Origin of the sequence: Chryseobacterium phocaeense (assembly GCF_900169075.1) — a bacterium.
GTDB lineage: Bacteria > Bacteroidota > Bacteroidia > Flavobacteriales > Weeksellaceae > Chryseobacterium > Chryseobacterium phocaeense.
On sequence record NZ_LT827015.1, the window covers coordinates 91,430 to 115,513 of the forward strand.

Sequence of the window (24,084 nt, forward strand, 5' to 3'; positions counted from 1 at the left end):
TTTACAAATGCTCCTCCGATAATGCTTTTTAAGCCAACTCTTGAACGTTTTTTTTAGATTTTTCATCTTAATAATAATTTGAGTTCAAAGTTTTAATTCACCATGAAGTTACTTATTGTTATTGATTTAAAATCTAATTTTTGCGAGAATTTTTATTATGTTAAATTGCTTGGCTGCTATTTCGATAAATAGAAACGCAGTTATCCCTGAATATTTTAATTTCCTCCGGCTGTACATCCAGCAGTGGAGCCTTTGTACCGTTTTCCAGTTTTAATTCTTCGTTTCTGATAACAATAGCTTCGTCCCAAAGATCTTCATTAATGAATTGCCGGAGTGTATAATTTCCGCCTTCGATGATCACGGACTGGATCTGCTCTTTATAAAGTACATCCATCAGGTTTTGCAGGAAATTCTCTTTTCCGGCTTTAATGAATCTGATATTCCCTACTGCTTCTTCTTTTCGGGTATTGATGATCAGGGTAGGGGCTTCATCATTATATATTTTAAAATGGGACGGTACTTTCAGATCGAAGTCGATAAGGATTCTCACAGGATTTATTCCTTCAGCATGTCTTACCGTAAGACCCGGATTGTCATTTAAAGCAGTTTGTGTTCCTACCAATATGGCATGTTCATCGGCTCTTAACTGATGGACCAATTGATTGACCAATGAATTAGAAATAGCAGTGGGACGGAAGTCCTTATCTAAAAATCCGTCTCCTGATTCTGCCCACTTGAGGATGATGTAAGGCCTTTTCTTCTCGTGGTACGTGAAAAATCGTTTGTTTAATTCAATACATTCTTTTTCAAGGATTCCGGAAACGGCTTCAATGCCGGCATCCTGAATGATTTTCTTTCCTTTGCCGTTCACTTTATCATGAGAATCCATAGCACCGATCACTACTTTTTTGAAGCCGAGTTCTTTAATCTTTAAAGCACACGGCGGAGTTTTTCCGTAATGGGCACAGGGTTCCAGCGAAACATAAATGGTAGATTCAGGAATCAGGCTTTTATCTTCTACAGAATTGATCGCATTGATCTCTGCGTGGTTTTCACCTGCTTTGTGGTGGTAACCTTCCCCGATAATCTTCCCATTGTGAACGATTACACTTCCGACAAGGGGATTAGGGTAAGTTTTTCCCAAGGCTTTCCGGGCAAGTTCAATGCATCTTTTAATATATAATTCGTCGTTGTTCATAGGGTGAAAAGAAAAAGCGAAGACAAATTGCTTTGCTCCGCCTTATTGATAATTTTTTATAGATTAATCTCCTGCAATAATGCTGTGAAGATTCTGTTTTAAAGTTTCCAGATGGGCTTTCTTCTCGTCGATTGTGTTGAAAGTATCTCTCAGAAGAGGGTTGTCTTTGGTCGGGTTTTTAAAGAATGCAAGGTTGTTTTCCAGTTTGACAATTTCGGCTTCCAGGTCGGAGATCTGGCTCTTGATCTTTCTTGCTTTGTCTGTCAGCTGGTTTTCCGTTAATCCTTCCTCTTTAAGTTCAAGCTCATTGATTTTATTCAGCTTCAGCTTTTCTCTCAACGTCCTGTTGAATTCAGTATTGATGGAGATTTTATCTCTCGGTACTTTCCCGATATTGTTCCAGGCGGTTTTTATGGCTTCTATCCTTTCGATGCTGCCTTCTTCATTGGATACGGTTTTCAGATCTTCAAGAATTTCTTTTTTCTGCTTGTAGTTTTCTTTCCAGTTGTCGTTGGAAGCGTTGTTTTTCTCCCTGTAATTATTGAAAAATGTATTGCAGGCATCACGGAATTCGTCCCAGATCTTATTGGTCATACTCTTTGGAACATGTCCTACTTTTTTCCAGTCTTCCTGAAGCTTTTTGAATAAAGGAACGGCAATATCCCATTCTTCATTGTTCATATTATCCTTAGCAGTCTGGATCAGTTTTAGTTTTTCTTCCAGATTGGCCTGTTGGGAGCCTTTCAGGGATTTATAATAATTATTCTTGGTGGTATTGAAACCCCTCAGAATCGTTTTAAAATCATTCCAGTTCTGGTTGGAAAGCTTTCTTGGAACACTTCCTGTTTTTAGGAATTCGGTACGGAGATCTTCCACTCTTTTAATGGAATTCTGCCAGTAACCGTGGTTAGGCGTTTCAGCAGGCTCAGACAGCTTTTTGATTTCTGCGATGATCTGGTTTTTCTTTTCCAGGTTATCATTCTGTTCTCCTTCGATCGCTGCTGAAAGTTCAGATTTTCTTTCGTGGATTTTATTGGAAATCTCTTTGAACTCCTCCCATGTTTTTTCACGGAATTCTTCAGCTACAGGTTCTGCTTCTTCTTTCCATAGCTTATGAAGATACTGAAGCTCGTTTAGGGCTTTCTGAATCACCGGTTCATTTTCCAGTTCTTTAGCCCTTGCAATGATGTGCTGTCTTTTCTCCAGATTATGGCTGAATTCCTGCTCCAGAAATTCTTTATTCAGGTCCAGCATCTGATAAAACTGGTTCAGATGGTGAAAATAATTATTGTTAAGGATTTTAAATTCAGATTTGGCAACCTGTCCGGCTTTTGACCACTCTTCCTTGATTTCACGGATGGATTTGAAAAGATTGGTTCCCGGCTCAGAATTGGTATAAAGATTTTTAAGCCTTTCTATGATATTCTGACGGTGATCCAGGTTTTTCTTCTGCTCCTCTTCCTGAGATTTCTGGTAAGTATCATGCTTTTCCCTGAAAATATTGATTAATGCAGAGAGTCTGGATTGCGAAGGATGCTCATAGCTGAAATTTTCGGGAGCATTTCCGGCTTCCGTGTATTCATGCTTTTTGTCTTCCACTTCATCATGGATGTAATGACTTGCTTTTTCTTTTAACAGATTGAATCTTTTGAATTTCTCACCGGCATTGGCAGAGTTGATGATAGATTCCATTTCTTTTAAAGCATCAGCCAGAGAGATCTCTTCGGCATGTTCCTCTTCCAGATGTTCAGTGTCATCATGAGCACTTTCATCATGAGAAACGGGGGTTCCTGAGGTTTCTTCCTGAGATACTTCGTCAGAATTTTTGTTTTCTTCGTTTTCAGAAAGATTGTTTTCTGTAGTCATAGCAAATCTTTTATGTGAGTGGCGTTAATCCTTTTGTATATAGCTGTGAAGCCAATTCAGGTACTAATTTAGGTTATTTTTTTTGAAAATTCCAAATTTCCCAAGCTTTTTCTGCTTGCTGTTCAAGCATATAATAACCGTTCACTGTTTTGGCTCCTTTTTCTGATGCTTTTATGATGAATTGGGTATAGTTCGGGTTGTAAATCAGATCAATGATCAGGTGTTCAGAAGTGATTCCGTCAAAAGGAAATTCCAGGCAGTCTTCTACATTGGGAAACGTACCTACCGGTGTGCACTGGATAATGATTTTATGATCACGCACCGTATCGCTGTCCAGGTTTTGAAAATTGATTTCTGAATTCCTGGAGACCACCACAGATGGGATTCCATGCTTGTCCATCGTATATTTCACTGCCTTTGCAGCGCCTCCGTTTCCTAAAATCAAAGCCTTGTCCTGATATGCTTTTCTGTGAAGAAGCAACGTTTTCTCAAAACCGTAAGCATCGGTATTATACCCTGTTTTTTTTCCGTCTCTGATTAAAACACAGTTCACCGCTCCGATTTTTTCTGCTTCGTCGCTAAGGTCGTCAAGATAATCAATAATTTTTTCTTTGTAAGGGATGGTTACATTAAAGCCAAGTAACGCCGGATCAGTCAGCAGGTTTTCCACTTCTTGTATTTCATTCAGGTCAAAAATATCGTAGGTAAAGTCTTTCAGCATCAGCTTGTGGAACTTGTCCTCAAAGAATTTTTTGGAAAAGGAATAGGAAATGTTCTTTCCTATCAGCCCTAATTTTTTATTGGAATCCATACCTCAAAAATATAAAAAAGACCGGATAAACCGGTCTTCGTTATTAAATATTTTTTAGACTTTAATCTACGATGAATTTGGTAGAGAAACGGTCTGTTTTTAAGATATAATTTCCTTTGGTAAGTCCCTTAAGGTTGATCTTAACAGAGTTTTTGAAAGGATGGGAGATCACTTCAATCAGCTTTCCGGAAAGATCATAGACCTCAGCTTTTGAAATAGTACTCAGGTTCTTACCTTTTACAAACAGCTCATTATTTTTAACCGGGTTAGGGTACACTGTGAATTCAGAATTGTCTTTTTTTACATCGGAAGTTCCCAGTGTTCCAGCACAGGTCCATGTGAGATCATCAAGTGCCACTCTGTTTGATGTGGATGAATTCGTCAGCTTAATAACAATATTTCCACTTACATTAATATTGTTAATAGTTGTGGTCTCCTGTGTATCACTGTAAGGAATTGTACCTACATTCACATTATTGATAAGAACATTGAAAAAACCGGAGCTTCCTCCAAATTTTAGCTGGGTTGTCAGCGTTAAACTTTGAATTCCTCCTGAAATAGTAGAACTGGTTAGTTCACCGTTTCTGATAGTAATGGCTTTTCCTGCAATGGTCTGGTCTGTTCTTGCATCGGTGGCAGTCCATGAAATACCGGCGTTTGTCCATGTTCTGGTTCCGTATCCGTTTCCGCCGTTAGGAATACCTTCAAAGTTTTCAGTCCCGCAGCTTGTTCCGCCAGGTTGTCCTGCAAGGGTTGTTCCATCGGCAGTATTGCTGGAAGGAGAAGGGTTTCCGGCAGCATCTTTTGCAATGACGTGGAATGTGTAAGTGGTAGACGGCATTAGTCCTGAAACGGTTGCAGTAGTTCCTGAAACGGAGGTTTTTAATATTCCGCCGGCATATACATCGTATGAAGCCACACCTATGTTATCCGTAGCGGCTGTCCAGCTCAGAGATATGGTATTGGAAGTAGGATTTTGCGTGATCAGGTTAGTAGGAGCTGTAGGAGCTTGCGTATCTATTACAGGAGTTCCCCAGATCTGGTTGGCGTAAGCGGGGTTATCAATAAACGGATTTCTGTTTCCCTGATAAGTATATGATGCGTTGTTTCTGGCTACCTCCTCAGCAGATACAGGATCTGCAGCATGCCATGCGAGAAGCTGATTCAGTTCCCATTGCTGAAGTCCCGGGTAGGAAGATCCGCCAAGCATATTTCCGGTACTGAAACCCGGAAGCTCTGCTTCGTATCTTGTTACAAAATAAAAAATCATTCGGGCTACATCACCTTTGAAAGCATCTATTGGCTCAAATACTGTTCCGCTATATCCTGCCGATGCAGAATTTCCAAGTTTGGATCCGTTATCGGAAGTATAAGAAGCTGTTGCTACTTTTCCAAAAGGATAATTGGATCTCATTCCATTTACTTTTCCGTCTGTGGCGCGGATGAAGTGAACGTCCGACTTCATTGGAAATCCCTGGTTGAAAAGGCTTTGAGGAACGATATGTTCTCTGTTGTAACAATCTCCTTCGTTAGAGTACTGCCCACACTGGTTGGTTCCTAAATTAAAGGTATATGGATCCGGTCCGTTAGGATTTTCGGAATAGATATCTAAGATCTTTCCGTCATTTTCGTAAAAATAGTCACGGTCTGTTGTGGCATAAGCCGTCCATAAGCCGTCATAGCCATGGTCCTGATGCCCTTGTTTAATAATGTTTTTAAGAGCTGTCTTAAGCGGGGCAAGGGTTAAACCTGCTGCACTGTTATAATAACCGGCAGGTGCCTGTGCTGATGCAAAAATAATTGCAAAACTCAGCGAAAAAAAGAATAGAATTCGTTTCATTTCAAAAAAATTGGGCCGTAAAGGTACGCAAAATTGAAAATGGAGCGAATTTTATTTCAAATCAGTGTATTAATTTTTGGTAATATAGTCTTTGCCGATTTTGGAAAAGAACCATGAAATAATGATTCCGAAAAGGGAAGCAGTGAACGCTACAATAAGATAATTTTTTCCAACGATTTTTACAGGGAAAGGAAGGATTTCATTGGCTCTGAAAAATTCTGTATACTGCTGGAAATAGCAGAGCAGAGTTCCAAGGATTAAGCCGGAGATTACACCGGAAATCACAATAAGCAATCCGGTGTAGAAATAGGTCATTCTTAAATGGCTGATCGGGAAGCCGAGTGAAACCAGAGATCTCGACTGTTCTTTTTTATCCAGCTGGAGAATAATGATGGCTCCCGCTAAATTAAAGGTAGTAATGAATATTACCAGTGCAAAAATCAGGTAGATGAACATTTTTTCTGTATTGATCATCTTCCAGAAGGCTGCGTTTTCTTCTTCCTTGGTTTTTATTTCGATGTTTTTCCCCAGCGAATTCAGAAGGCTTTGCTTTACGGCATCAGCATTTTCGGGATTCTTTAATTTAACTACAATCTGGTACGCTGATTTTTTTGGTAAGCTGAGCAATTCCTCGGTAAGTTCTATGGGTGCAATGATATAGCTGTCCAGCTGCTCTTTCCCCGGGAAAACTCCGGTTACGAGAAAATCCCTTTTGTTATAGATGTCTTCTTCCTTATTGATGATGCCGGTTCCTGGTTTCGGCATGAAGATGGTTGCATAGCTGCTGCTGGAATCTATAGGAATAGAAAGCCGGTTGTGCAGGTTGGTCTCCATCAATACTTCATTGGAGTATTTGAAACTCGGATAGGTTCCATAGAATACATCTTTGTCAATAGGATTAACCCTGGTATACGCAGAATCCACTCCTCTTAAATACGCAATATCCCCCTTACCTTTATAATTGACATATACTTTTTCCTCAATGACACGGGAAAAATGGCTGATAGCTTTATTGCTGTTCAAAGCAGCGGTCACCTTGTCCAGATCTTTCACTGTTTTTCCTGAAGTGCTTTTCAGCGTAAGGTCAGCGTGAAGATTGGAGATCAGATCTTTGTTCAGAACTTCAAGCCCTGAGAATACGGATATAATCACGAACATGGCAGTTACGGCAACCATCATGGCACCTACCGAAAGCCACGTAATGAACGTAACGGCAGTGCTTCCTTTTTTAGCCAAAAGGTATCTGGATGCTATGTAAAATGCAATATTCTTCAAGACCTTATAAAACCGGATTGTCGCCTTCGCCTCTTAATTCTCTTTCCAGTCTTTCAACGTCATCAAGAGCGGTATCCAGATAGAAATTAAGCTGTGGAATGATACGAACCTGTTTTGCCATTTTCTGGCCGATAAAATTTCTGTACTGAGGTTTGTTTTCTTCAATTTCCTTCATCACCGCAGAACGAAACTCCTGCGGGAAAATGCTTAAATAAATCTTAGCAATTCCCAGGTCTGCAGATACTTTCACATCCGAAACGGATACCAATATACTCTGCTTACTTTCTGAAGCCTGTTTGCGGAAAAGCTCCGCGAAGTCTTCCTGGATGATCTGTGCTACTTTTCTTTGTCTGTTACTTTCCATAAGTTGTGCAAATTTAGTACTTTTGTTTGAATTGATACCTTTGAAATTCAGCTCCGGTATCAAATTTACGATTTAATTATATTTATTAGTATTTATGAAGCTAGAACATATTGGTATTGCGGTAAAATCCTTAGGCGTTTCGGATGAACTTTTTGCTAAACTGCTGGGAAAAGAATCCTACAAAAAAGAAACCGTGGAAAGGGAAGGGGTAGTCACTTCTTTTTATGGAACGGGAGAAAGCAAAATTGAGCTGCTGGAAGCCAGTAATCCTGAAAGTCCGATCTCCAAATTTATCGATAAAAAAGGCGAAGGCATCCATCACTTAGCGTTTGGCGTAGAAAATATCCTGGAAGAAGTGGAAAGACTGAAAAAAGAAGGTTTCCAGTTTATCTCCGAGGAACCGAAAGAAGGTGCTGATAACAAATTAGTTGTCTTCCTACACCCAAAATCCACGAATGGAGTACTGGTAGAACTTTGTCAAGAAAAGCAATAAAAAGTTTTGTGGTGAAAGAAATTTTGCTATTTTTGCAAGCACAAAATTTAACCAAGTTTTGAGGTCCTATAGCTCAGTTGGTTAGAGCACCTGACTCATAATCAGGTGGTCCCTGGTTCGAGCCCAGGTGGGACCACAAATACTGAAAACAGTTAAAAACAACTGAACACAGTTAAACTTAAAATCCTTGTATTCATAAGTAATGCAAGGATTTTTTTTGTATATTTATTTTCAAGATTGTTTAATTATATTCATAAAATAGTGTCTCCTTTAGTGTCCCTAACGTAAATTAAAGTGTCCCTAATGTAATTATTATGAAAATTAATTTCTATTTAAAAGAACCAAACTCAGTAAAAGAATCATTAATCTTGGTTACTGTTAGTCTAAATGGAAAAAGGACGAAATTTTCCACTACACAGAAAATTAACCCGAAATATTGGAATATAAATAATCAGAGAATTAAATCCAATGCTCCAAATGCATTAAATTTTAATAAAATCCTTAATACTATACAATCTAAGATATTAGATTTATATACTAAAAATTTCATTGAAAATGATAAATCGATGACAGTTAAATTTTTTGATGAGGTCAGAACGTATTTGTCTGGGAAATTTGAAAACTCTGAAATTGATTTGACAGTAGACAAAGGATTTGATAAGTTTTTAGAAATACGAAAATCAAATCTTAAAGAAGGAACGGTTAAGGCATATACAACGCTGAGAAATCATCTAAAATCTTATTCGGTTACTATGAGTAAAAAGGATTTATTGTTTGATGACTTAGATATTAGTTTTTTTGATGGTTTTATGAACTATTTACAAATGACTTGTAAGCAGAAAACAAATACGAGGTCAAAGCAAATTAAGAATATTAAATCCTTTCTAAAATTTATGTATGATAGAAATCACCATACTAATAAAATTTTTGAAAAATTAGAAAGAGAGCATGAGAAGGGACAGTTTGTAGATTTTATAGAAAAAGATTTTAAAAAAATACTCAATCTTGACCTTAGTAATCACGGTCATTTAGATATAACACGTAGGTTGTTTTGTATTAGCTGCCTTACTGGATTAAGGCATTCGGATGTTCTAGACATAAATTATAAGAATATAAAGAATGGTAAATATCATTTTAAAAATACTAAGAAAAACAGACCTGATATAATTGCAATGTCAGTTAAAGCAGTTTCTTATATAAAGGAATTTAATGACCTTTATGGTGTTGGTAAAGGATATACAAACCAGACAAGTAATAAACATTTAACAAAAATCCTTATAAAAGCTGAGATAAGTGAAGAAATTCTTATCAATGAAAAAGATTATAAAGGGGATGTTATTGCAGTTGTAAAACCCTTGTATGATTGGGTTACATTTCACTATGGTAGAAGATATTTTATTATTGGTTGCTTGAATAGGGGGTTGCAACCTCTTGAAATTATGCAAATCACAGGTCACGAGGATTTTGGAGTTTTTCAAAACTATGTAAAGTTTGCTGATAATGATAATGTTAAAAAATTAAACAAAGCTTGGAGTGATACTATATAAATTATATTCTGTTAAAATGAAAGTTAAAACTTTTCTTATGCAAGAAAGGCTTCTCTTAATATAAATGAAAAATAAATTTTATAAGTTTTTCAAATTCTTCAATCAAGCAGAGATAAATAACTTTAATTTCAAGGGGGGTATACCATAGATTTAAATTAATAGGGGGTATTGTTGTCTATATGGTTGTAAAATAAATATATACAGGCAAAATTTATTTTACAGTATATTTTAATAATATTGTGGACTCATGCAAAATATTTTGACTTTAATAAAGAACAGATATTTAGTGAATTTGTTTAGGATTAAAAATAGAATAAAGAAAACGAAAACATTTAATCAAATAAGTATATTTAAAAAGTCTTAATGATTTTATGTAAATTAGTAAAGCGATTTTTGTATAAAAAACTTTAATGAATTTTACTCTTTTTAAACGTAGTTTTGTAATATGATAAGTCAATTAAGCCTTTTTGATGATGTATTCAATGAAGGTGAAAAACCTAAATTAATCTCTATTAGTAATGGAGAATATTTATTTTTGCCCAATTTTTTTTCAGAACTGGAAAGTAATTTTTACTTTAAAAAGTTAAGAAAGGATACCTTTTGGAAACAAGAATCTATGAAAATGTATGGAAAACATATTTTATTTCCTAGGCTTACAGCATGGTATGGTGACAATGATAAGCCATATTCATTTTCTGGAATTACACTAACTCCCAATTCTTGGACTAAAGAATTGCTTGATATTAAGAACAGTATTCAATTAATTGCGGGCGTTGAATTTAACAGTGTTCTATTAAACTTATATCGGGATGAAAATGATTCAATTTCATGGCATAGTGATGCTGAAGAAGAACTTGGAATCAATCCCGTAATTTGCTCAGTAAACTTTGGGGCTACAAGAAAATTTCAGTTAAGACATATAGAAACTAAAGAAAAGATAGATATTAATTTAACCCACGGTAGTTTATTAATTATGAAGGGTGAACTTCAACATTTTTGGCAACATCAAGTACCAAAAACAAATCAAAAAGTGGCTGAGAGAATAAATTTAACATTTAGAACAATTAGATAATGCCTTATAATTGGATTCCTCCCTTAATTACAGAACTTACAACTGAACAACAAGCTGCATTAAATAACCCTAATTCAATATCTGTTGCAGGTGGTCCTGGAACAGGTAAAAGTGTGGTTGCTTTATTAAGACATATTAGAAATCATGATATAGGTAATGGTAGTCTCTTAATGACATATACCAAAACTTTAGAACATTACCTAAGAATGAATGCTCAGCAGAATAATGCAAATGCTGGTCAAGCTGTAACAAGAACTTTGGAGTGGCTAGCTGGAAGACCGACTAAACAATATGAGATTATTATTGATGAAGCTCAGGATTTAGAAGAGAGTGACAACATGAAAATTGTCCAATATGCTGATAGGGTTTGTTTTGGCGCTGATGACCAACAGATTTTAGACCCTAAAAGGGCTACAACAGAAAATAGATTACGTGAAATTTTTACTACAAGACAATATCCTCTAAGTGAAAATTTTAGGAATTCTTATGAAATAATGCTGTTTTGTAGTGCTTTTTTTCCGAATAAACTTATTCCACATAACACATTAACTAATTTATTAGAAAATGGTAGAATAGGGAGGAAGCCTATAATTATAAAAGCTACTAATGTTCAAAGAAATCAAGCGATAATTGATGTTGTTAACTTGTTTAGAGATGATATATTAAGAGGAACACATAATCTTGCGATATTGGTTCCTTTAATACAAGATGTAATTAATTTTACTGAAATAGTAGAAAGCCTTAATCTTAATATAAATTTCTCTTATTACCATAGTAAAATGCCAGATTTCATTGGTTTGGAAAATATTCATATAACAACTTTTAAATCAGCAAAGGGATTAGAGTTTGATACAGTAATAATTCCTGATTTTCAATTATATGATTATAATATAACTTATATGACAAAAGCACCTATAACTGAGAATGATTATTATGTTGGACTTACACGAGCTAGAAGAAATCTATATTTAATTACTTCAAAAATTCATCCAAACCTTTTAGGTACAGAACAGTCTCAGACATATACAATTGAAGAATATTAAAATGAAAAATCAAATTTATATACCTATTAAATCATCTACTCTTGCTTTCTATTTTAGTAAGGGAATTATATTACCTTCTGTATATTACAAAAATAAACCTACAGATATACAAGATAAGGCAGGAAACTTTATTCTCTTATCAAAAAATAAATGGGTAGAGAATTGTGATTGCTCTGTGGAAATAATTTTAACAGAGGAAGAGCTAAATTTAAATATAATTGATGATAATTTTTCAAAGCTAAACAAACCACTTCCAATTTCAAGAATTAAGAGAATTTATTTTTTTGATAAGAAGCAAATGGATGTAAGCGTTTGGAATGTTAATAATGGGAATGGTTTCATACCTCCACATCTAACAACACTAGAAAATCCTTTAAGGACAGATTTTATTCCCTATAACAATGAAGGTGATTTTGAAAAAAATGAAAATTTAGAGTTTGAAAAAAAGGTCAATACATTTGATAAAGTTTTAGGAGCGATGGCTTTTATGAAAATTGGAGCACCGATTGATTATGAGTTTCCACTTAATTATTTTTCTACACTTTCACATTTTAATAAACTTATAGGAGAACAACTTAAATCAGAAGAAAATAGATTAGGTCTTAAATTTTCAGAAAGATATAAAGGGATTTTTAAAAATGAAGATAATGAATGGTTAGGATTACAAAAGCATTTGTACACTGATATTGATATAAATTTAATTAAAGATATTGCTAAAAAAAATGGAATGAATATCGAAATTAAATTAGGTCAAATTAATTTGAATATGATTGACAAAAATTCCTTGACTTTTGATTTAGCTATTTTATATACGTATGGAGAAGGAAGAAGTAAAAGTACAGAGGACTTAATAGGTTTTTTAAGAGATGGAAATATCTCCGCTGAGAAGAAAGAAGAGTTATCTTTACTATATGGCTTATATTCTGGATATTCAAAATTACGTAATAAATATAAAACTAATGGAAGTTTTACGAAAGTTAAATTTGAACTTGAGGATAAGTTAGATTACTATATTATTGAGAGTATTTATCAATTCTACTTTAATAATTCAAAGGAAAATTATTCTTTTACATATTTAGATAATCTTTTTGTTAGTCAAAAAACTAAAAATATAAAGTCAGACTATTATATTATTTTGGATAAATTAATAAAAAACCCTCCAAAAAAAAATTTCTCAAAAGAATTTTGGAATATATATTCGGGTGACATTTGTAAAATTTTAGCTGATTATACTAAAAATACTATCCCTCCATTTTTACTAGAGAGTTTTGATAGTGAGAAATCTGTTTTATTTTTTAAAAATATGCTTGAAAATGTAATGAATCAATCTATTTCAAGTTTTTTAAGTCAATATAATAATATTCCTACTGAGGATACTAATAATAGGTTTTTGGTAGCCAATACAAAAGAACCGAAAAGTTTTAAAAACGATTTAAATATTAAAGAGATTGAAAGACATGATACGATAAAAAATGAAATAGATAAAAGTGGTAAAATAATTGATAATGATTCGTATGTTAAAACCGTCAATTATGAAAAGTTTAGTCTTGCAGAGCTAAAAGCTGTAGGTAAATTTTTGGGAATTCCTAATATTAGTAAGTATAAAAAAGATAATATAACCGAACTAGTATCACTTATTAAAAATAATAAAATAATTCTTTGATGAAATTTTTTGAAAATTTAGAAGAACTTTCGCAAGACCCACAGATTTTTAAAGATTATTTGGCTAGCAATTTAAGTAAGGTTTATGATTATTTTGAACTTCAAAAAGATTCAGAGTTAATTGCTATTAAGAATGATTTGAGAATTTATATATCTAACAACATTACATTTATTAGTGAATTAGAAAAAAATGATAATAGTTTAACTTTTATAGCCTTATTGCTTAATGCTTGTGAAAGATTAGGATTAACATCACAATTTAAACAATTATATGAATTATTGTCTAATACAGATTTTGTCCTAGGAAGTAGATTAAAAGCATCGGCTCTTTATCTTGTAGGTATAAATGTAATACAACAACATTTTGAGAGATATGATAATTTTTACGGATTACTTTCACAAGCTTACAACGAAGAAGAAGATGGTGTTAATAAATTAATTGCAACTATTGTAAATTATTATGTGCGACTCTTAGTTGATTTCGGCAGATTCAATATTGAAGGTGTAGAAAGACTGAGAGAAAAATTATTAACATCGGCTGGTGAAGACCCAAATTCATTTTTAAATGATAACTTTATACAAGAGATTTTAAATGGGAATCTAGATTTTAAAGAATCTCCTATTGAAATAAACCAAAAATTAGAAGCTTTTCTAAATAGAGAAATTATATTACCTCCTGTTAACCCTGAGCCATTAATAGAGGATTCGGGTGATTATATCGAATTATTTAAGACTACTGATAAAAATTTTTATTCTATAAAGAAAATATCACAAGACTTATATAGGCATTTGCAAGATGATTCGATATTTTATTCTTTGAAAAGAGGAGTAGGTATATTAACAGAGGAACTACAATTATTTGCCTATATGCATAGTTATGGAAATATGCATTATGCCAAATTAATAACAGCTTTTAATTCTTTACCTAAAACCATTTTTGATGAAACTTTAAATGTGATTGACTGGGGATGCGGTCAAGCTATGGCAACAATAACTTACTTTGATTATTTAAATGATAATGGCTATCAAACAAAATCTAAGTACTTTACTCTTATAGAGCCGTCTGAAATTGCATTAAAAAGAGCTGCAGCACATTTGAAAGGTTATTTTACAGAAATAGAAATTAATACGATTAATAAAACCTTAGATAACCTAAATGAAGATGACTTCACCTCAAGCCCAAATTTACCCAACTTACACTTATTCTCTAACATAATTGATATTGAACATATTTCATTAACTAAATTACTTTCATTAATCGATAATACTTTTAAAGGATTGAATTATTTTGTTTGTGTGAGCCCATTTATTGATGACTTACGGACAAGTAGACTTAATGCTTTTATGAGACACTTTTCTAATTATCCTGAATTTGAAGTTTTACAGAATATTAATAGTAAAAAAGGTGAATGGCAAGAAAACCCTGGATGGACTAGAGTTATTAGAGTTTTTAAATGTGTTATTTAGGGCGAATTGTATAAAAATTTTTAAATAAATTAAAAATAAAAGAAAAAGATTGTTTCTGAAAGATAAGATAACAATTGCGATAGGAAAGTAACAAAACTCTTTTTTATCTACCATTTGTAATGAGAAGTTTTATGATTATCAGTGGTTTAGACTAAAAATAATCCTTTGAAGTTGTTACAGGTGTACTAAAGTCAATAATCCCCTCTAAAAGTGAGAGGATTATTTTTTTTTAAAACTTCATGTAAGACCTATGTGTTTTTCTAAATTTATTCAAATAGTATTAACGAATGAAAATATTATCAGAAAGTAATCAATCTAATAATAATTAGAGTAAGACTTATTAGTAATTGATTTTGTGCTTTCTATCTACTTACATTTAGTGAATTTATTAATAATTTGCTCAATATTATTTTGAAGTAAAGCTCTGTGGAACTTGTCAAGTTTAAATTTGTAAGTATTTTCCTTTACTATAATGACGAAACAGTATCCCATAATATTAAAAATCTTAATATAATTCAAATATGATTTATCACTTTGAATTTCGTTCAGTTCTTTTAATTTACTCAAATAATTAGGATTGAAATGTTTATATGAGATATTATGTTCATGTCTAATAATAATATTTCCAATAATCTTTTTTAAATCAACAGAATCATCCCTTCTCCATTCATGTTCTATACAGTCTAATAAATATGGATATTCCTGACCTAATGAAAAGATTTCGTAGTCGAAAATTAGTTTTAAATTAAAAATAGAGATGTAGTTTGACATATTAATACTATATTAAGATTATTTTATTGTGCTCTTAATTTTATATTTTAAATAACTCAATACTTCTAAGTATCCTATATTTTTTAAATAATAATTTTTGTCAATACTGCCATTGGAATCAAGAAATCGTTTATACATGTATTCAATTCCATTTTTATCATAGACTGCCCAATTATTTATGCAAATTTGTTTTATAACCCCAATATCTAACCCATCGATACTTTTTTGCATGTAGTTTATCTCACCTAATGTAGCTTTGAATTTATTCTCATTTTGTTTGTAGATGTAATTCAATTCATATCTATCAAAATTGTTGCAATCGAAATTCTGGGCTTTTACTACTAATATATTCAATAATAAAAAAGCTAAATAATATTTTTTCATAATTCATTAGATTTTAATCTTTCCAACTTTCAATCTCGTTACAAACGTTTGTATAATAGTCTATAATTTCTCTACTCATATTTGTATTAGAATAATCCCATGATTGAGAACTTCGCATAAATTGAAATACTTTATCAGTATAATTAAGTCTAGCTTTATGGGTTTCGGTCAATCTAGGAATTGTCTTTAAATATTCAAAGTAATTTCTTATATCACTAAGAGCTCTGCTTTTCATGATATTAACAGCCCTTAAATTATTATCATAAAGATTTTGCTTTTGTTGTAAAGCTTTGTACGTAAAATCTTGGTCTGTAGGGTCAATCCATCCTTGTCTTTGTGCACTTGTAAAAATGCCAATCAATAGTCCTGTCGAGGTAAGTAATAATTTTCTCATAATATTGCTTTAGAGTTTGTTAATTTAATTCAAAGATTCCTTTAACTTTTACGGTTTCCCTTAATAGCAACAAAAAAAGCAAGGCGAAAATCCATGCTTAAAGTTATAGATGGCTCGGCAAAGCCAATGACACATTAAAACAGGAGAATCGACCTTGCCGTATGAGACAAGGTGATAACTGTTTGCGTTCTGTGTCATTATGTGAATTTTGCCGATTCTCTATAACAAAAAGCAAAAAGTTTACACTTTTTTCGTTGAAGTAAGTAGCAAAGATATTAATTCAAATTGAATCTCTAAATCATATTTTTTGTAAAATTTATAGTTACATAGAGTCAAAACCTTTTCTTGTCTCATTTGTAAAAAAATGAGATTACTGATTACTGACAAAAAATATTAGAAAATTGAGAATTTAGAGAAATTAAAATGCTATTTGGAAAAGCATTAAAAAAAAGAAAAAATTCCAAATGATTGATATTTTATTATATACAATCACTGAAAACCAATCATGCAACTTGATTGATAATACTACAGTCATAAAACAGCTCATTAAACTTGGATTTTATCAATTCTGTAATATACAATTCTGTTGTGTTGAGGTTATTTTGTTTTATCATCTCCTTTAGCTTTGCTTTGTCTCTGCAAAGGTTATTTCTTCCTCTTTTGTGTTTCCAATAAGAAGGCTCTAATCTGTTACCTAAATCGCTTGTAAATTCAGTATTTAAATCTTTTCTTTCAAATCTATTGTCAATAAGTGTAAAGCCTTTAAAAGACTCTAAAAACTTTGAATAAAGCAATAATATATTTTCCTTGTTTTTAAGGTCATTTAAGGCGTAAATTCCCAGTTTCTTTAACTCAGATGAACCGAGCACAATTTCTATCCTTAAAAGGTTATTTTCAAGACCATATTGTGTTTTTTTATCATAGACCTTCCATGCTAAATTATTATGCTCAAACTTCCTATAATTCATAGCATTTGTTGATTTATTAATTGTTGGAGCTTTATGTTCGAATAAAAGAAAATTATGATTTAAGTAATACTTTGGTTCTTTATCAACAAGCAAGTTAAATCCAAATTCTAAACTTTGTAGATAACCATTATTTAAATTTAAACCTTTGAAATCTATTTCCAGTTGTTCAATGGCTTCCAATAGAGAACAGAAAGTAAAATCATTGTAATTTTGATTCCCTTGTATTTCTCCATAATTGTTGATGTTGAAATACTTATGGATAGAATTACCTAATACTGAATTCTTTTCGGTTACTCTCAATTCTATATTATTGATTTTCTTTTTAAGAGGATATATTATCTCTTTTTCGTCACTCTTTTTCGTTTTTCTAATCCATGACGATTGAGTATAATTGCCTGTTGATTGCAAATATTTCTCACAGAATTCTTGTGAGTTAAGTTTAATTGTAAAGTTGTCTATCATAATTAATAAGTTTTTAGTGAGTCGGTTAAAAATTTTTCTACATCTTCCATTCTGAATAGTGGACTTTTTCCACTCATTCCATAAGGGACAAGTTTGCCATCTTTTCGCCAATTATAAATTGTTGTTCTTTTTCTTCTTAATATTTTTTCTAGTTCAGATAATGTTAAAAGTTCATTGAATTTTATACTCATAATAATATTTTAAATTGTTAATGATTGGTTATTAATAACTTTCTGTAATTACTTTGCAAATATACTTTACAAAAAGTGACACCATCAATACACTGTTATTGAGGTGTTATAAATGAGTCATAAAAATTAACTGAATTTAACTTTATTCTATAAAAATAATTTTTTTTAGTGTACCGCTTTGAGGAGTTTCTCTTGTAAGAAAGTTAATTATATTACTTAATGATGGGTGCTGGTAAATCTTGGTTTTTTTATTTTCAAATAAGAAGAAAGTGTGAATGAATTGTTTTGTGATGGATTTACTACTAATAATTATACCATCTTCATGTCTTTCCCTGAAAAATGTTATAACTGAATTTGCAGGACAAGAAAACTCTACAGGTTTAAAGATATTATGTCCTTGTAGAAGCTTTTTTAAATCTTCTTTTGAATCAACCAAAGTATATACTAAGAGAGAATTAATAAACCTATCTATATATTTCTGTTGAATTTGAAGATTGTGTTTTGAAAGTTTATCCTGGCTTGGTTGTTGGTATGTATTACTAGATATTTTTTTTACTAATTCATCACAGGGAAGTAGAAGAGGAATACCTTTAAATGCATCTAATTTAATTTGAGATTTTATTAGATTTTCATTATCAATCAAAGATTTTTTATTAACTAAGCAGTTAGCAATATTATAATTTCTTTCATTAAATGCAGTGAGAGCTTGTATAAAACTGCTATCTTGTATCTTATTAGGAACCAATTCTAAAATTAATTTTTTGCTTGGTTCTGTTCCAACTTTACTGATTCGTTGGAAATTAAGATATGCCTCTTCCATCCAAATATTTGCCTTGTCACGAATATGTATTTCGTCAGATTTTATTAGTTGGATTATATCAATATCTATAAGTTTTTCGAGAGTGCTAGGAAAATTTATTAATGGAAGATTTTTATGGTATGATTCATAAAAGATTTTAGAAAAATTGAAAATGTATGAAAGATTTTGTAATTCATTTGTAATCATACTGTAAGGATGAGATTTTAGTATTTATTTTCTATTTTTGTTTAAACTAATAAACTATGATGGAATTATTTCAAGAAACTGCTGAAATTGATTTGACAGTAAAATTACGTCAAAATAAAAATGTAATCAGTTATTATCTAGGAAAAAAAAGAGGATTACTCTCAAAAGAATCCGAATTTGGTTATTTGTTTACAGTTAGCGATGATGAAAAGTATTTGTTTACTTTAAAACCCAGCTATGCACCAAATGGGTATAACGGTATCTTTTATGTTGACCAAAATAAGTTTAGAAATGACTTAGTTTCTTTTCTTCAAACCACCAATAAAATATGCCTCAATTTTAATTTACCCAATTCAGAATTTATCAAAAACTCATGGAATAATAATTTTTTTTACAAAGAAGAAGTTTTAGACGAAAATAAAGTAAATCTTGAATTTGGATTAAGACCTCCGCAAATTGGTGCACTACATTCAATATTAGCACATTGGAGTGTTTCACAAGAGCCTGCAATAGTAGTAATGCCTACAGGAACGGGGAAAACCGAAACAATGCTTTCTCTTCTTGTTGCTAATAAAACAGATAAAATACTTGTAATTGTTCCATCTGATTCCCTTAGACGGCAAATAACGGGTAAATTTTTAACACTTGGAGTTTTAAAAGATTCAAAATTTCAAATTGTTGGTGAAGATGCATTATGTCCTATAGTTGGTACACTACAGACTTCTTTTAAAAGTCAAACTGAGGCAGCCGAGTTTTGGGATAAGTGTAATGTTATAATAGCAACAACATCAATTATAAATAAGTGCAACCAAAATGATTATAAAATTTTCGATACTTTAATTTCGAAATCAAAATTACTTATTGTTGATGAAGCTCATCATTGTGAAGCAAGCACGTGGGATAATATTGCAACAAAATTTATTTCTCAAAATAAGCCCGTGTTGAAATTTACTGCAACACCATTTAGAAATGATAAAAAAAGATTAAAGGGTAAAACAATTTATAATTATCCTCTTTCTCTTGCCCAAAGAGACGGCTCTTTCTTGAATATAAACTTTATACCTATAATAGAATTTAACGATAGTAAGGCGGATGTAATAATAGCAGAAAGAGCAATTGAACAATTAAGAAATGACTTGTCACAAGAATTGAATCACAAATTAATGGCAAGGGTGGAAAACATAAATAGAGCAAAGGAAGTATTTGAGATTTATAAAAAATATAAAGAATTTAAACCTATGCTGGTACACAGTAGGCTTAGTGATTCTGAAAAGAGAGATATATTAGATAAAATAAAAAATGATGATAACTATAGAATTATTGTTTGTGTAGATATGCTAGGAGAAGGCTATGATTTACCAACTTTAAAGGTATGTGCACTGCATGAAATTCATAAGAATATTACAACTTCAATACAGTTTTTTGGTCGATTTACTAGAAGTTCAACTCAAAAAGTTGGTAATGCTACAATAATTGCTAATATCGGAGATAATAATTTAAAAGATAATCTTTTAAGAAAACTTTACGCAAAGGATGCAGATTGGAATAAAATTCTAAAAGTTTCTAATGAGGGGATTTTGGCTGAGTTAAATAAGGAAGAAGATTTTTTTCAAAAATTTGATGAAGAAGGAATCCCATACCAAATACCCTTAAGAAATATTACTCCAGCTCTTAGTACAGTAGTATATAAGGTTAATGATTTAGAGCCCAAATGGAATCCTGATTCATATAAGAAGTTTTTTGAAAAAAAGAATAATCAATCGGTACACGCAACACATCAAGAAAAAGATTTGTTAATCATTATTGGTCGAAACAATTCTTCTGTAAGGTGGGGGATAATAGATGATTTAATAAATAATGTATATGACCTATATATAATTTATTTTAATAGAGAACAAAATTTATTATTTATAAATAGTTCTAATAATGGTAGCCTTTATGAGAGCCTTGCAAATCTTGTAATTGGAGAGAATATAAATCTTATAAATGAATCTGATATATATAAATCGCTTCATGAAGTAGAGCAATTAGAATTATTTAATTTAGGAGTTAAGCCAATATCTGAGGAAGCAATAAGCTACACACAATTATTTGGGAGAAATGTTGGAGAAGCTTTAGACGAAATAACAAAAAAAACAAAATCAAGTGCAAATCTCTTTGGAAAAGGTTTTACTGTAGGTGAAAGAATAACTATAGGTTGTTCATCTAAAGGTCGAGTTTGGTCTAGAATGATTAAAACAATACCTGAATTTTGTGAATGGTGTGATACTATTGGGAAAAAACTTAACGATGATACTATTGACGTTAAAAATATATTTAATTTTATAGCTAAACCAGAAAGGATTTCTATTCTTCCTAATGGAATTACTCCAATTTCAATAATATGGAATGACGAAATATATTTCAGAGAAACAGAGTTTTTCATTAATGAAAAATCTTTTTTTGATTACAGAATTGCTTTAAATTTTGATAAGACAAAAAATAATTCAATTAATTTCTCAATAAAAACAGAAAATATTGAGACTGAATATGAACTTATATTAGATTCAAATAAAAATTCAAAAGGTTACACTTATTCTAAAATAAAAGGAAATGATTTATTTTTTACATACGGACGAAATGAAAATATAAGTATTGATGACTTTTTCAAAAAGTATCCTCCTATAATAAGATTTTCTGACTCTTCAAAAATGTATAACGATATATTTTTTGAGTTTAAATATGAATTTCAAGCATATAATCCAGAATTAATCGAAACAAGAATTTGGACGGGAGTAAATATAACTAATGAGTCTCAATATGATAAAACCAAAAAGACAAAAATTACTGACTCAGTTCAATATTTTATGGTTAATGAATTAAAAAAAGATGAAGATTATAAAATAATTTTTGATGATGATGATAAAGATGAAATTAGTGATATTGTTGGGATAAAATATTTTGAAGAAGATTACAGTAAAGTAGTAGTTGATTTATATCACTGTAAGTTTTCACAAAAATCAAAAGCAGGAGGACGAATTAAGGATTTATATGAAGTTTGTGGACAGGCGCAAAGAAGCTTTCACTGGAAGCATAGAATAGAAAATCTAATTAATCATCTAAACTTTAGAGAAAAGCAAAGATTTGAAGCTAATAAACCATCTAGATTTGAAAAAGGAGGAACAGAGGAATTATATATATTTAAAAGAATTATTCAATCAGGTTTTTCAAAAGTTATTGTAAATATTCATATTGTACAGCCTGGAATTTCCAAAGCAAAAATTTCAAATGAACAGTTAAAGTTACTAGGAGCAACAGAAATGTTATTAAAAAATACAGGTAATTATTTTAATGTTATTGTGAGTGACTAGAATTCAGTTTAATTAATTAAATTTGTATTAAGACAAAAGAATATTTAATTAAAAGTGTGCTCTAAACTGTCCACTGATTAAATTGCTATTTTTGTATTGTTTTGAAAATCTGCTAAATAGAAATGCAAGCTTGTAGTCCAGGTGGGACCACAATTTCAACCACTTACAGTAATGTGAGTGGTTTTTTGTTTTTCATATTTTTCCAAGATTTTTTCAAATGTGTACTATGAAATGAATAAATTGTTATTTTCAAGTGCACATCTGTCTGCCCAAATCTGATCTATAAAGTCTTGTAAAATGTAGGGTTTTGTTATTACAAAGAAGCTTGTAATATGCTCGTACACGTATGGAAGACACATTTATAAAAGATGAAGTATGAATAACAGATACACTATTCCAAAAGATAGAAGGAAAAAAACGATGAGTCCAATAAAAAAATTGAAAAAACCTTGATAAAAGCTAGCCCCTATGTCTTCCTTATCACTTTCAAAATCTTCTTTTTTCACACTCTCATCAAAGATTTTGAAAAAATAATATCTCGTATTCAATCCTAAAAACCGAATAAGTATTCCTCCGAAAATTACTTCTAATAAATTCATAACAAATCTTATTAAAACTATATTTTGATTTTTCCTCCTATATAATTGATAAGAATTTTAGAATAACCCCATCGTTAATAGATACGTAAAAGATTTTCTGTTAAATATTCCATATATTTCTTTTTTATAGGGGGACGGTTTTTATTTTCTTTATTGTAATACATATAAGGTGTCTTAAACTCACATTCCTTTATATTATTAGAATATAATTCAAAATAAATATAAGAACTTCCTTCATCTGTATTTTTATAATTTCTATTGCCACATTTATGTTTAAATAATTTTTGTAACAATTTATCTTTTACATTTTGCCGTTTTCTGACTAAACTATAAATTTCAATTTGATTGCTAAAATCCATTTTTTCTTTATACCAATACAATGTGAAGGAGGATTCTAATTTGGTAACAATCAAATATTCTTTTCCGATATTATAAATAAGAAAATTAGTCTGTTCTTTTTTAGTCTCCATGTTTTTAAGAAATGTGGAGATTTTTGTCTCCTGGATAGAATTATTATTGCCCTGAGTTTTAATAAAAGTAATCCAGATTAATAAAATTATAATAATAAACTTATGAATCATAACTTATTGTTTATAGTCTGTTAGCATGTTTATCCGATATTTTCAGAATATTAAGATTGTTGATGCATTCTATAAAACTTTTCTTTTTTTCCTCCGTAAAATAAGGGATTTCTTCTATGCCATCTTTTTATATCATTATATTTTATTCTGACAGTTCCATAATTATTTATTTTTTTAGCTGCAAAATAATAACTAGCCGCATATATAATTGGTTTTGGAGTAAATTTATCTATAGCTAAACATTTTTGTAAATCTTTTGTTTTATTTTGAGCTATAATCTCATATCTAAAATATTCATCAAGATATTTTTTCTTAAAATCATCCTTACTAATTTTTTTAGTGAAAAAAGTAATATAATCCTCTTGAATTTTAGTATAAGAAAGAATATCAGCTCTTAAATTATTCTTGTTTGCTTCTATTTCACAAATATTTGTATTATCTATGATAATTACACCACTATATTGCCCGCTTTCTACATTAAATCCATCTTCTATATAAATATGAGAATATTTTTTATCAGGAAGAATATTACAAGTTTTTGCTCCCAATAATCGATAAGTTGTATATCCTTTTATGAGCATATTTACCATTGTTGAATCATTTGATTCACTGTATGGAAATACCTTTCTATTTTTTAATATCTCATCATTCGCTTTTCTTAATGATATTTTATTTTGTGAAAAACAACCAGTAAACAAGATCGTACTTAATAAGATGATAAAATTTTTCATTATAATTAA

The 24,084-nt window shown here is 31.1% G+C and carries 21 protein-coding genes and 1 tRNA gene; 8 read left to right on the forward strand and 14 right to left on the reverse strand.

Features of this window, described 5'->3' with window-relative positions; all coding sequences use genetic code 11:
• Positions 1-160 precede the first annotated feature (160 nt).
• From ribD to rbfA, 6 genes are all read right to left on the reverse strand, one after another.
• Positions 161-1,198 carry a bifunctional diaminohydroxyphosphoribosylaminopyrimidine deaminase/5-amino-6-(5-phosphoribosylamino)uracil reductase RibD gene (ribD, locus tag B7E04_RS07220; protein WP_080778057.1) on the reverse strand — a complete coding sequence of 346 codons (1,038 nt, stop codon included), beginning with the start codon at positions 1,196-1,198 and terminating at the stop codon, positions 161-163.
• Positions 1,199-1,261: 63 nt separating this feature from the next.
• Complete coding sequence (locus B7E04_RS07225; protein ID WP_080778058.1) at positions 1,262-3,064, reverse strand: DUF349 domain-containing protein; 1,803 nt, start codon at positions 3,062-3,064, stop codon at positions 1,262-1,264.
• A 73-nt stretch (positions 3,065-3,137) separates the two neighbouring features.
• Positions 3,138-3,875 carry a shikimate dehydrogenase family protein gene (locus B7E04_RS07230; RefSeq protein WP_080778059.1) on the reverse strand — a complete coding sequence of 246 codons (738 nt, stop codon included), beginning with the start codon at positions 3,873-3,875 and terminating at the stop codon, positions 3,138-3,140.
• Positions 3,876-3,936: 61 nt separating this feature from the next.
• Complete coding sequence (locus tag B7E04_RS07235; RefSeq protein ID WP_080778060.1) at positions 3,937-5,715, reverse strand: endonuclease; 1,779 nt, start codon at positions 5,713-5,715, stop codon at positions 3,937-3,939.
• A gap of 69 nt (positions 5,716-5,784) precedes the next feature.
• On the reverse strand, positions 5,785-6,990 hold the full coding sequence (locus tag B7E04_RS07240; RefSeq protein WP_080778061.1) for an ABC transporter permease: 1,206 nt from the start codon (positions 6,988-6,990) through the stop codon (positions 5,785-5,787).
• A 4-nt stretch (positions 6,991-6,994) separates the two neighbouring features.
• Positions 6,995-7,354 (reverse strand): 30S ribosome-binding factor RbfA, encoded by a 360-nt coding sequence (gene rbfA / locus B7E04_RS07245; RefSeq protein ID WP_062652962.1) that lies wholly within the window; start codon positions 7,352-7,354, stop codon positions 6,995-6,997.
• Positions 7,355-7,448: 94 nt separating this feature from the next.
• On the opposite strand from rbfA, the gene mce reads away from it, so the two are divergent.
• The 7 genes from mce (at position 7,449) to B7E04_RS07280 (ending at position 14,638) form a co-directional block, all read left to right on the forward strand.
• On the forward strand, positions 7,449-7,847 hold the full coding sequence (mce, locus tag B7E04_RS07250) for a methylmalonyl-CoA epimerase (protein WP_062652961.1): 399 nt from the start codon (positions 7,449-7,451) through the stop codon (positions 7,845-7,847).
• A gap of 62 nt (positions 7,848-7,909) precedes the next feature.
• Positions 7,910-7,983 (forward strand) — tRNA-Ile (locus B7E04_RS07255).
• A gap of 178 nt (positions 7,984-8,161) precedes the next feature.
• Positions 8,162-9,394 carry a site-specific integrase gene (locus B7E04_RS07260; protein ID WP_080778062.1) on the forward strand — a complete coding sequence of 411 codons (1,233 nt, stop codon included), beginning with the start codon at positions 8,162-8,164 and terminating at the stop codon, positions 9,392-9,394.
• Between the two features lie 445 nt (positions 9,395-9,839).
• Positions 9,840-10,466: an alpha-ketoglutarate-dependent dioxygenase AlkB family protein gene (locus B7E04_RS07265; protein ID WP_080778063.1), complete on the forward strand. Its 627-nt coding sequence runs from the start codon at positions 9,840-9,842 to the stop codon at positions 10,464-10,466.
• Positions 10,466-11,509: a 3'-5' exonuclease gene (locus B7E04_RS07270; RefSeq protein WP_080778064.1), complete on the forward strand. Its 1,044-nt coding sequence runs from the start codon at positions 10,466-10,468 to the stop codon at positions 11,507-11,509. Before B7E04_RS07265 ends, B7E04_RS07270 begins: the two co-directional genes overlap by 1 nt.
• Position 11,510: 1 nt before the next feature.
• Complete coding sequence (locus tag B7E04_RS07275) at positions 11,511-13,172, forward strand: hypothetical protein (protein WP_139785357.1); 1,662 nt, start codon at positions 11,511-11,513, stop codon at positions 13,170-13,172.
• Positions 13,172-14,638 (forward strand): hypothetical protein, encoded by a 1,467-nt coding sequence (locus B7E04_RS07280; RefSeq protein WP_080778066.1) that lies wholly within the window; start codon positions 13,172-13,174, stop codon positions 14,636-14,638. The genes B7E04_RS07275 and B7E04_RS07280 overlap by 1 nt, the downstream gene beginning before the upstream one ends.
• A 366-nt stretch (positions 14,639-15,004) precedes the next feature.
• Here B7E04_RS07280 and B7E04_RS07285 read toward each other — a convergent pair whose 3' ends face one another.
• The 6 genes from B7E04_RS07285 to B7E04_RS07310 form a co-directional block, all read right to left on the reverse strand.
• Complete coding sequence (locus B7E04_RS07285; protein WP_080778067.1) at positions 15,005-15,409, reverse strand: hypothetical protein; 405 nt, start codon at positions 15,407-15,409, stop codon at positions 15,005-15,007.
• Positions 15,410-15,427: 18 nt separating this feature from the next.
• Complete coding sequence (locus B7E04_RS07290) at positions 15,428-15,793, reverse strand: hypothetical protein (protein ID WP_080778068.1); 366 nt, start codon at positions 15,791-15,793, stop codon at positions 15,428-15,430.
• A gap of 13 nt (positions 15,794-15,806) precedes the next feature.
• Positions 15,807-16,187, reverse strand: a complete 381-nt coding sequence (locus B7E04_RS07295) for a hypothetical protein (RefSeq protein ID WP_080778069.1) — start codon at positions 16,185-16,187, stop codon at positions 15,807-15,809.
• A gap of 503 nt (positions 16,188-16,690) precedes the next feature.
• Positions 16,691-17,617 (reverse strand): hypothetical protein, encoded by a 927-nt coding sequence (locus B7E04_RS07300; RefSeq protein WP_080778070.1) that lies wholly within the window; start codon positions 17,615-17,617, stop codon positions 16,691-16,693.
• Positions 17,618-17,619: 2 nt separating this feature from the next.
• Positions 17,620-17,808 carry a helix-turn-helix transcriptional regulator gene (locus tag B7E04_RS07305; RefSeq protein ID WP_080778071.1) on the reverse strand — a complete coding sequence of 63 codons (189 nt, stop codon included), beginning with the start codon at positions 17,806-17,808 and terminating at the stop codon, positions 17,620-17,622.
• Positions 17,809-17,950: 142 nt separating this feature from the next.
• Positions 17,951-18,814 (reverse strand): hypothetical protein, encoded by an 864-nt coding sequence (locus tag B7E04_RS07310; protein ID WP_080778072.1) that lies wholly within the window; start codon positions 18,812-18,814, stop codon positions 17,951-17,953.
• 56 nt (positions 18,815-18,870) lie between these two features.
• On the opposite strand from B7E04_RS07310, the gene B7E04_RS07315 reads away from it, so the two are divergent.
• A complete protein-coding gene (locus tag B7E04_RS07315; RefSeq protein ID WP_080778073.1) occupies positions 18,871-22,164 on the forward strand; it encodes a DEAD/DEAH box helicase in 3,294 nt (1,097 codons plus the stop codon).
• Positions 22,165-22,837: 673 nt separating this feature from the next.
• Here the strand turns inward: B7E04_RS07315 and B7E04_RS07325 are convergent.
• Both B7E04_RS07325 and B7E04_RS07330 read right to left on the reverse strand, forming a co-directional pair.
• The gene (locus tag B7E04_RS07325; RefSeq protein WP_139785358.1) at positions 22,838-23,233 is read right to left on the reverse strand and encodes a hypothetical protein; all 396 of its coding nucleotides are present in this window, start codon (positions 23,231-23,233) and stop codon (positions 22,838-22,840) included.
• Between the two features lie 161 nt (positions 23,234-23,394).
• A complete protein-coding gene (locus tag B7E04_RS07330; RefSeq protein ID WP_139785359.1) occupies positions 23,395-24,075 on the reverse strand; it encodes a hypothetical protein in 681 nt (226 codons plus the stop codon).
• Positions 24,076-24,084 lie beyond the last annotated feature (9 nt).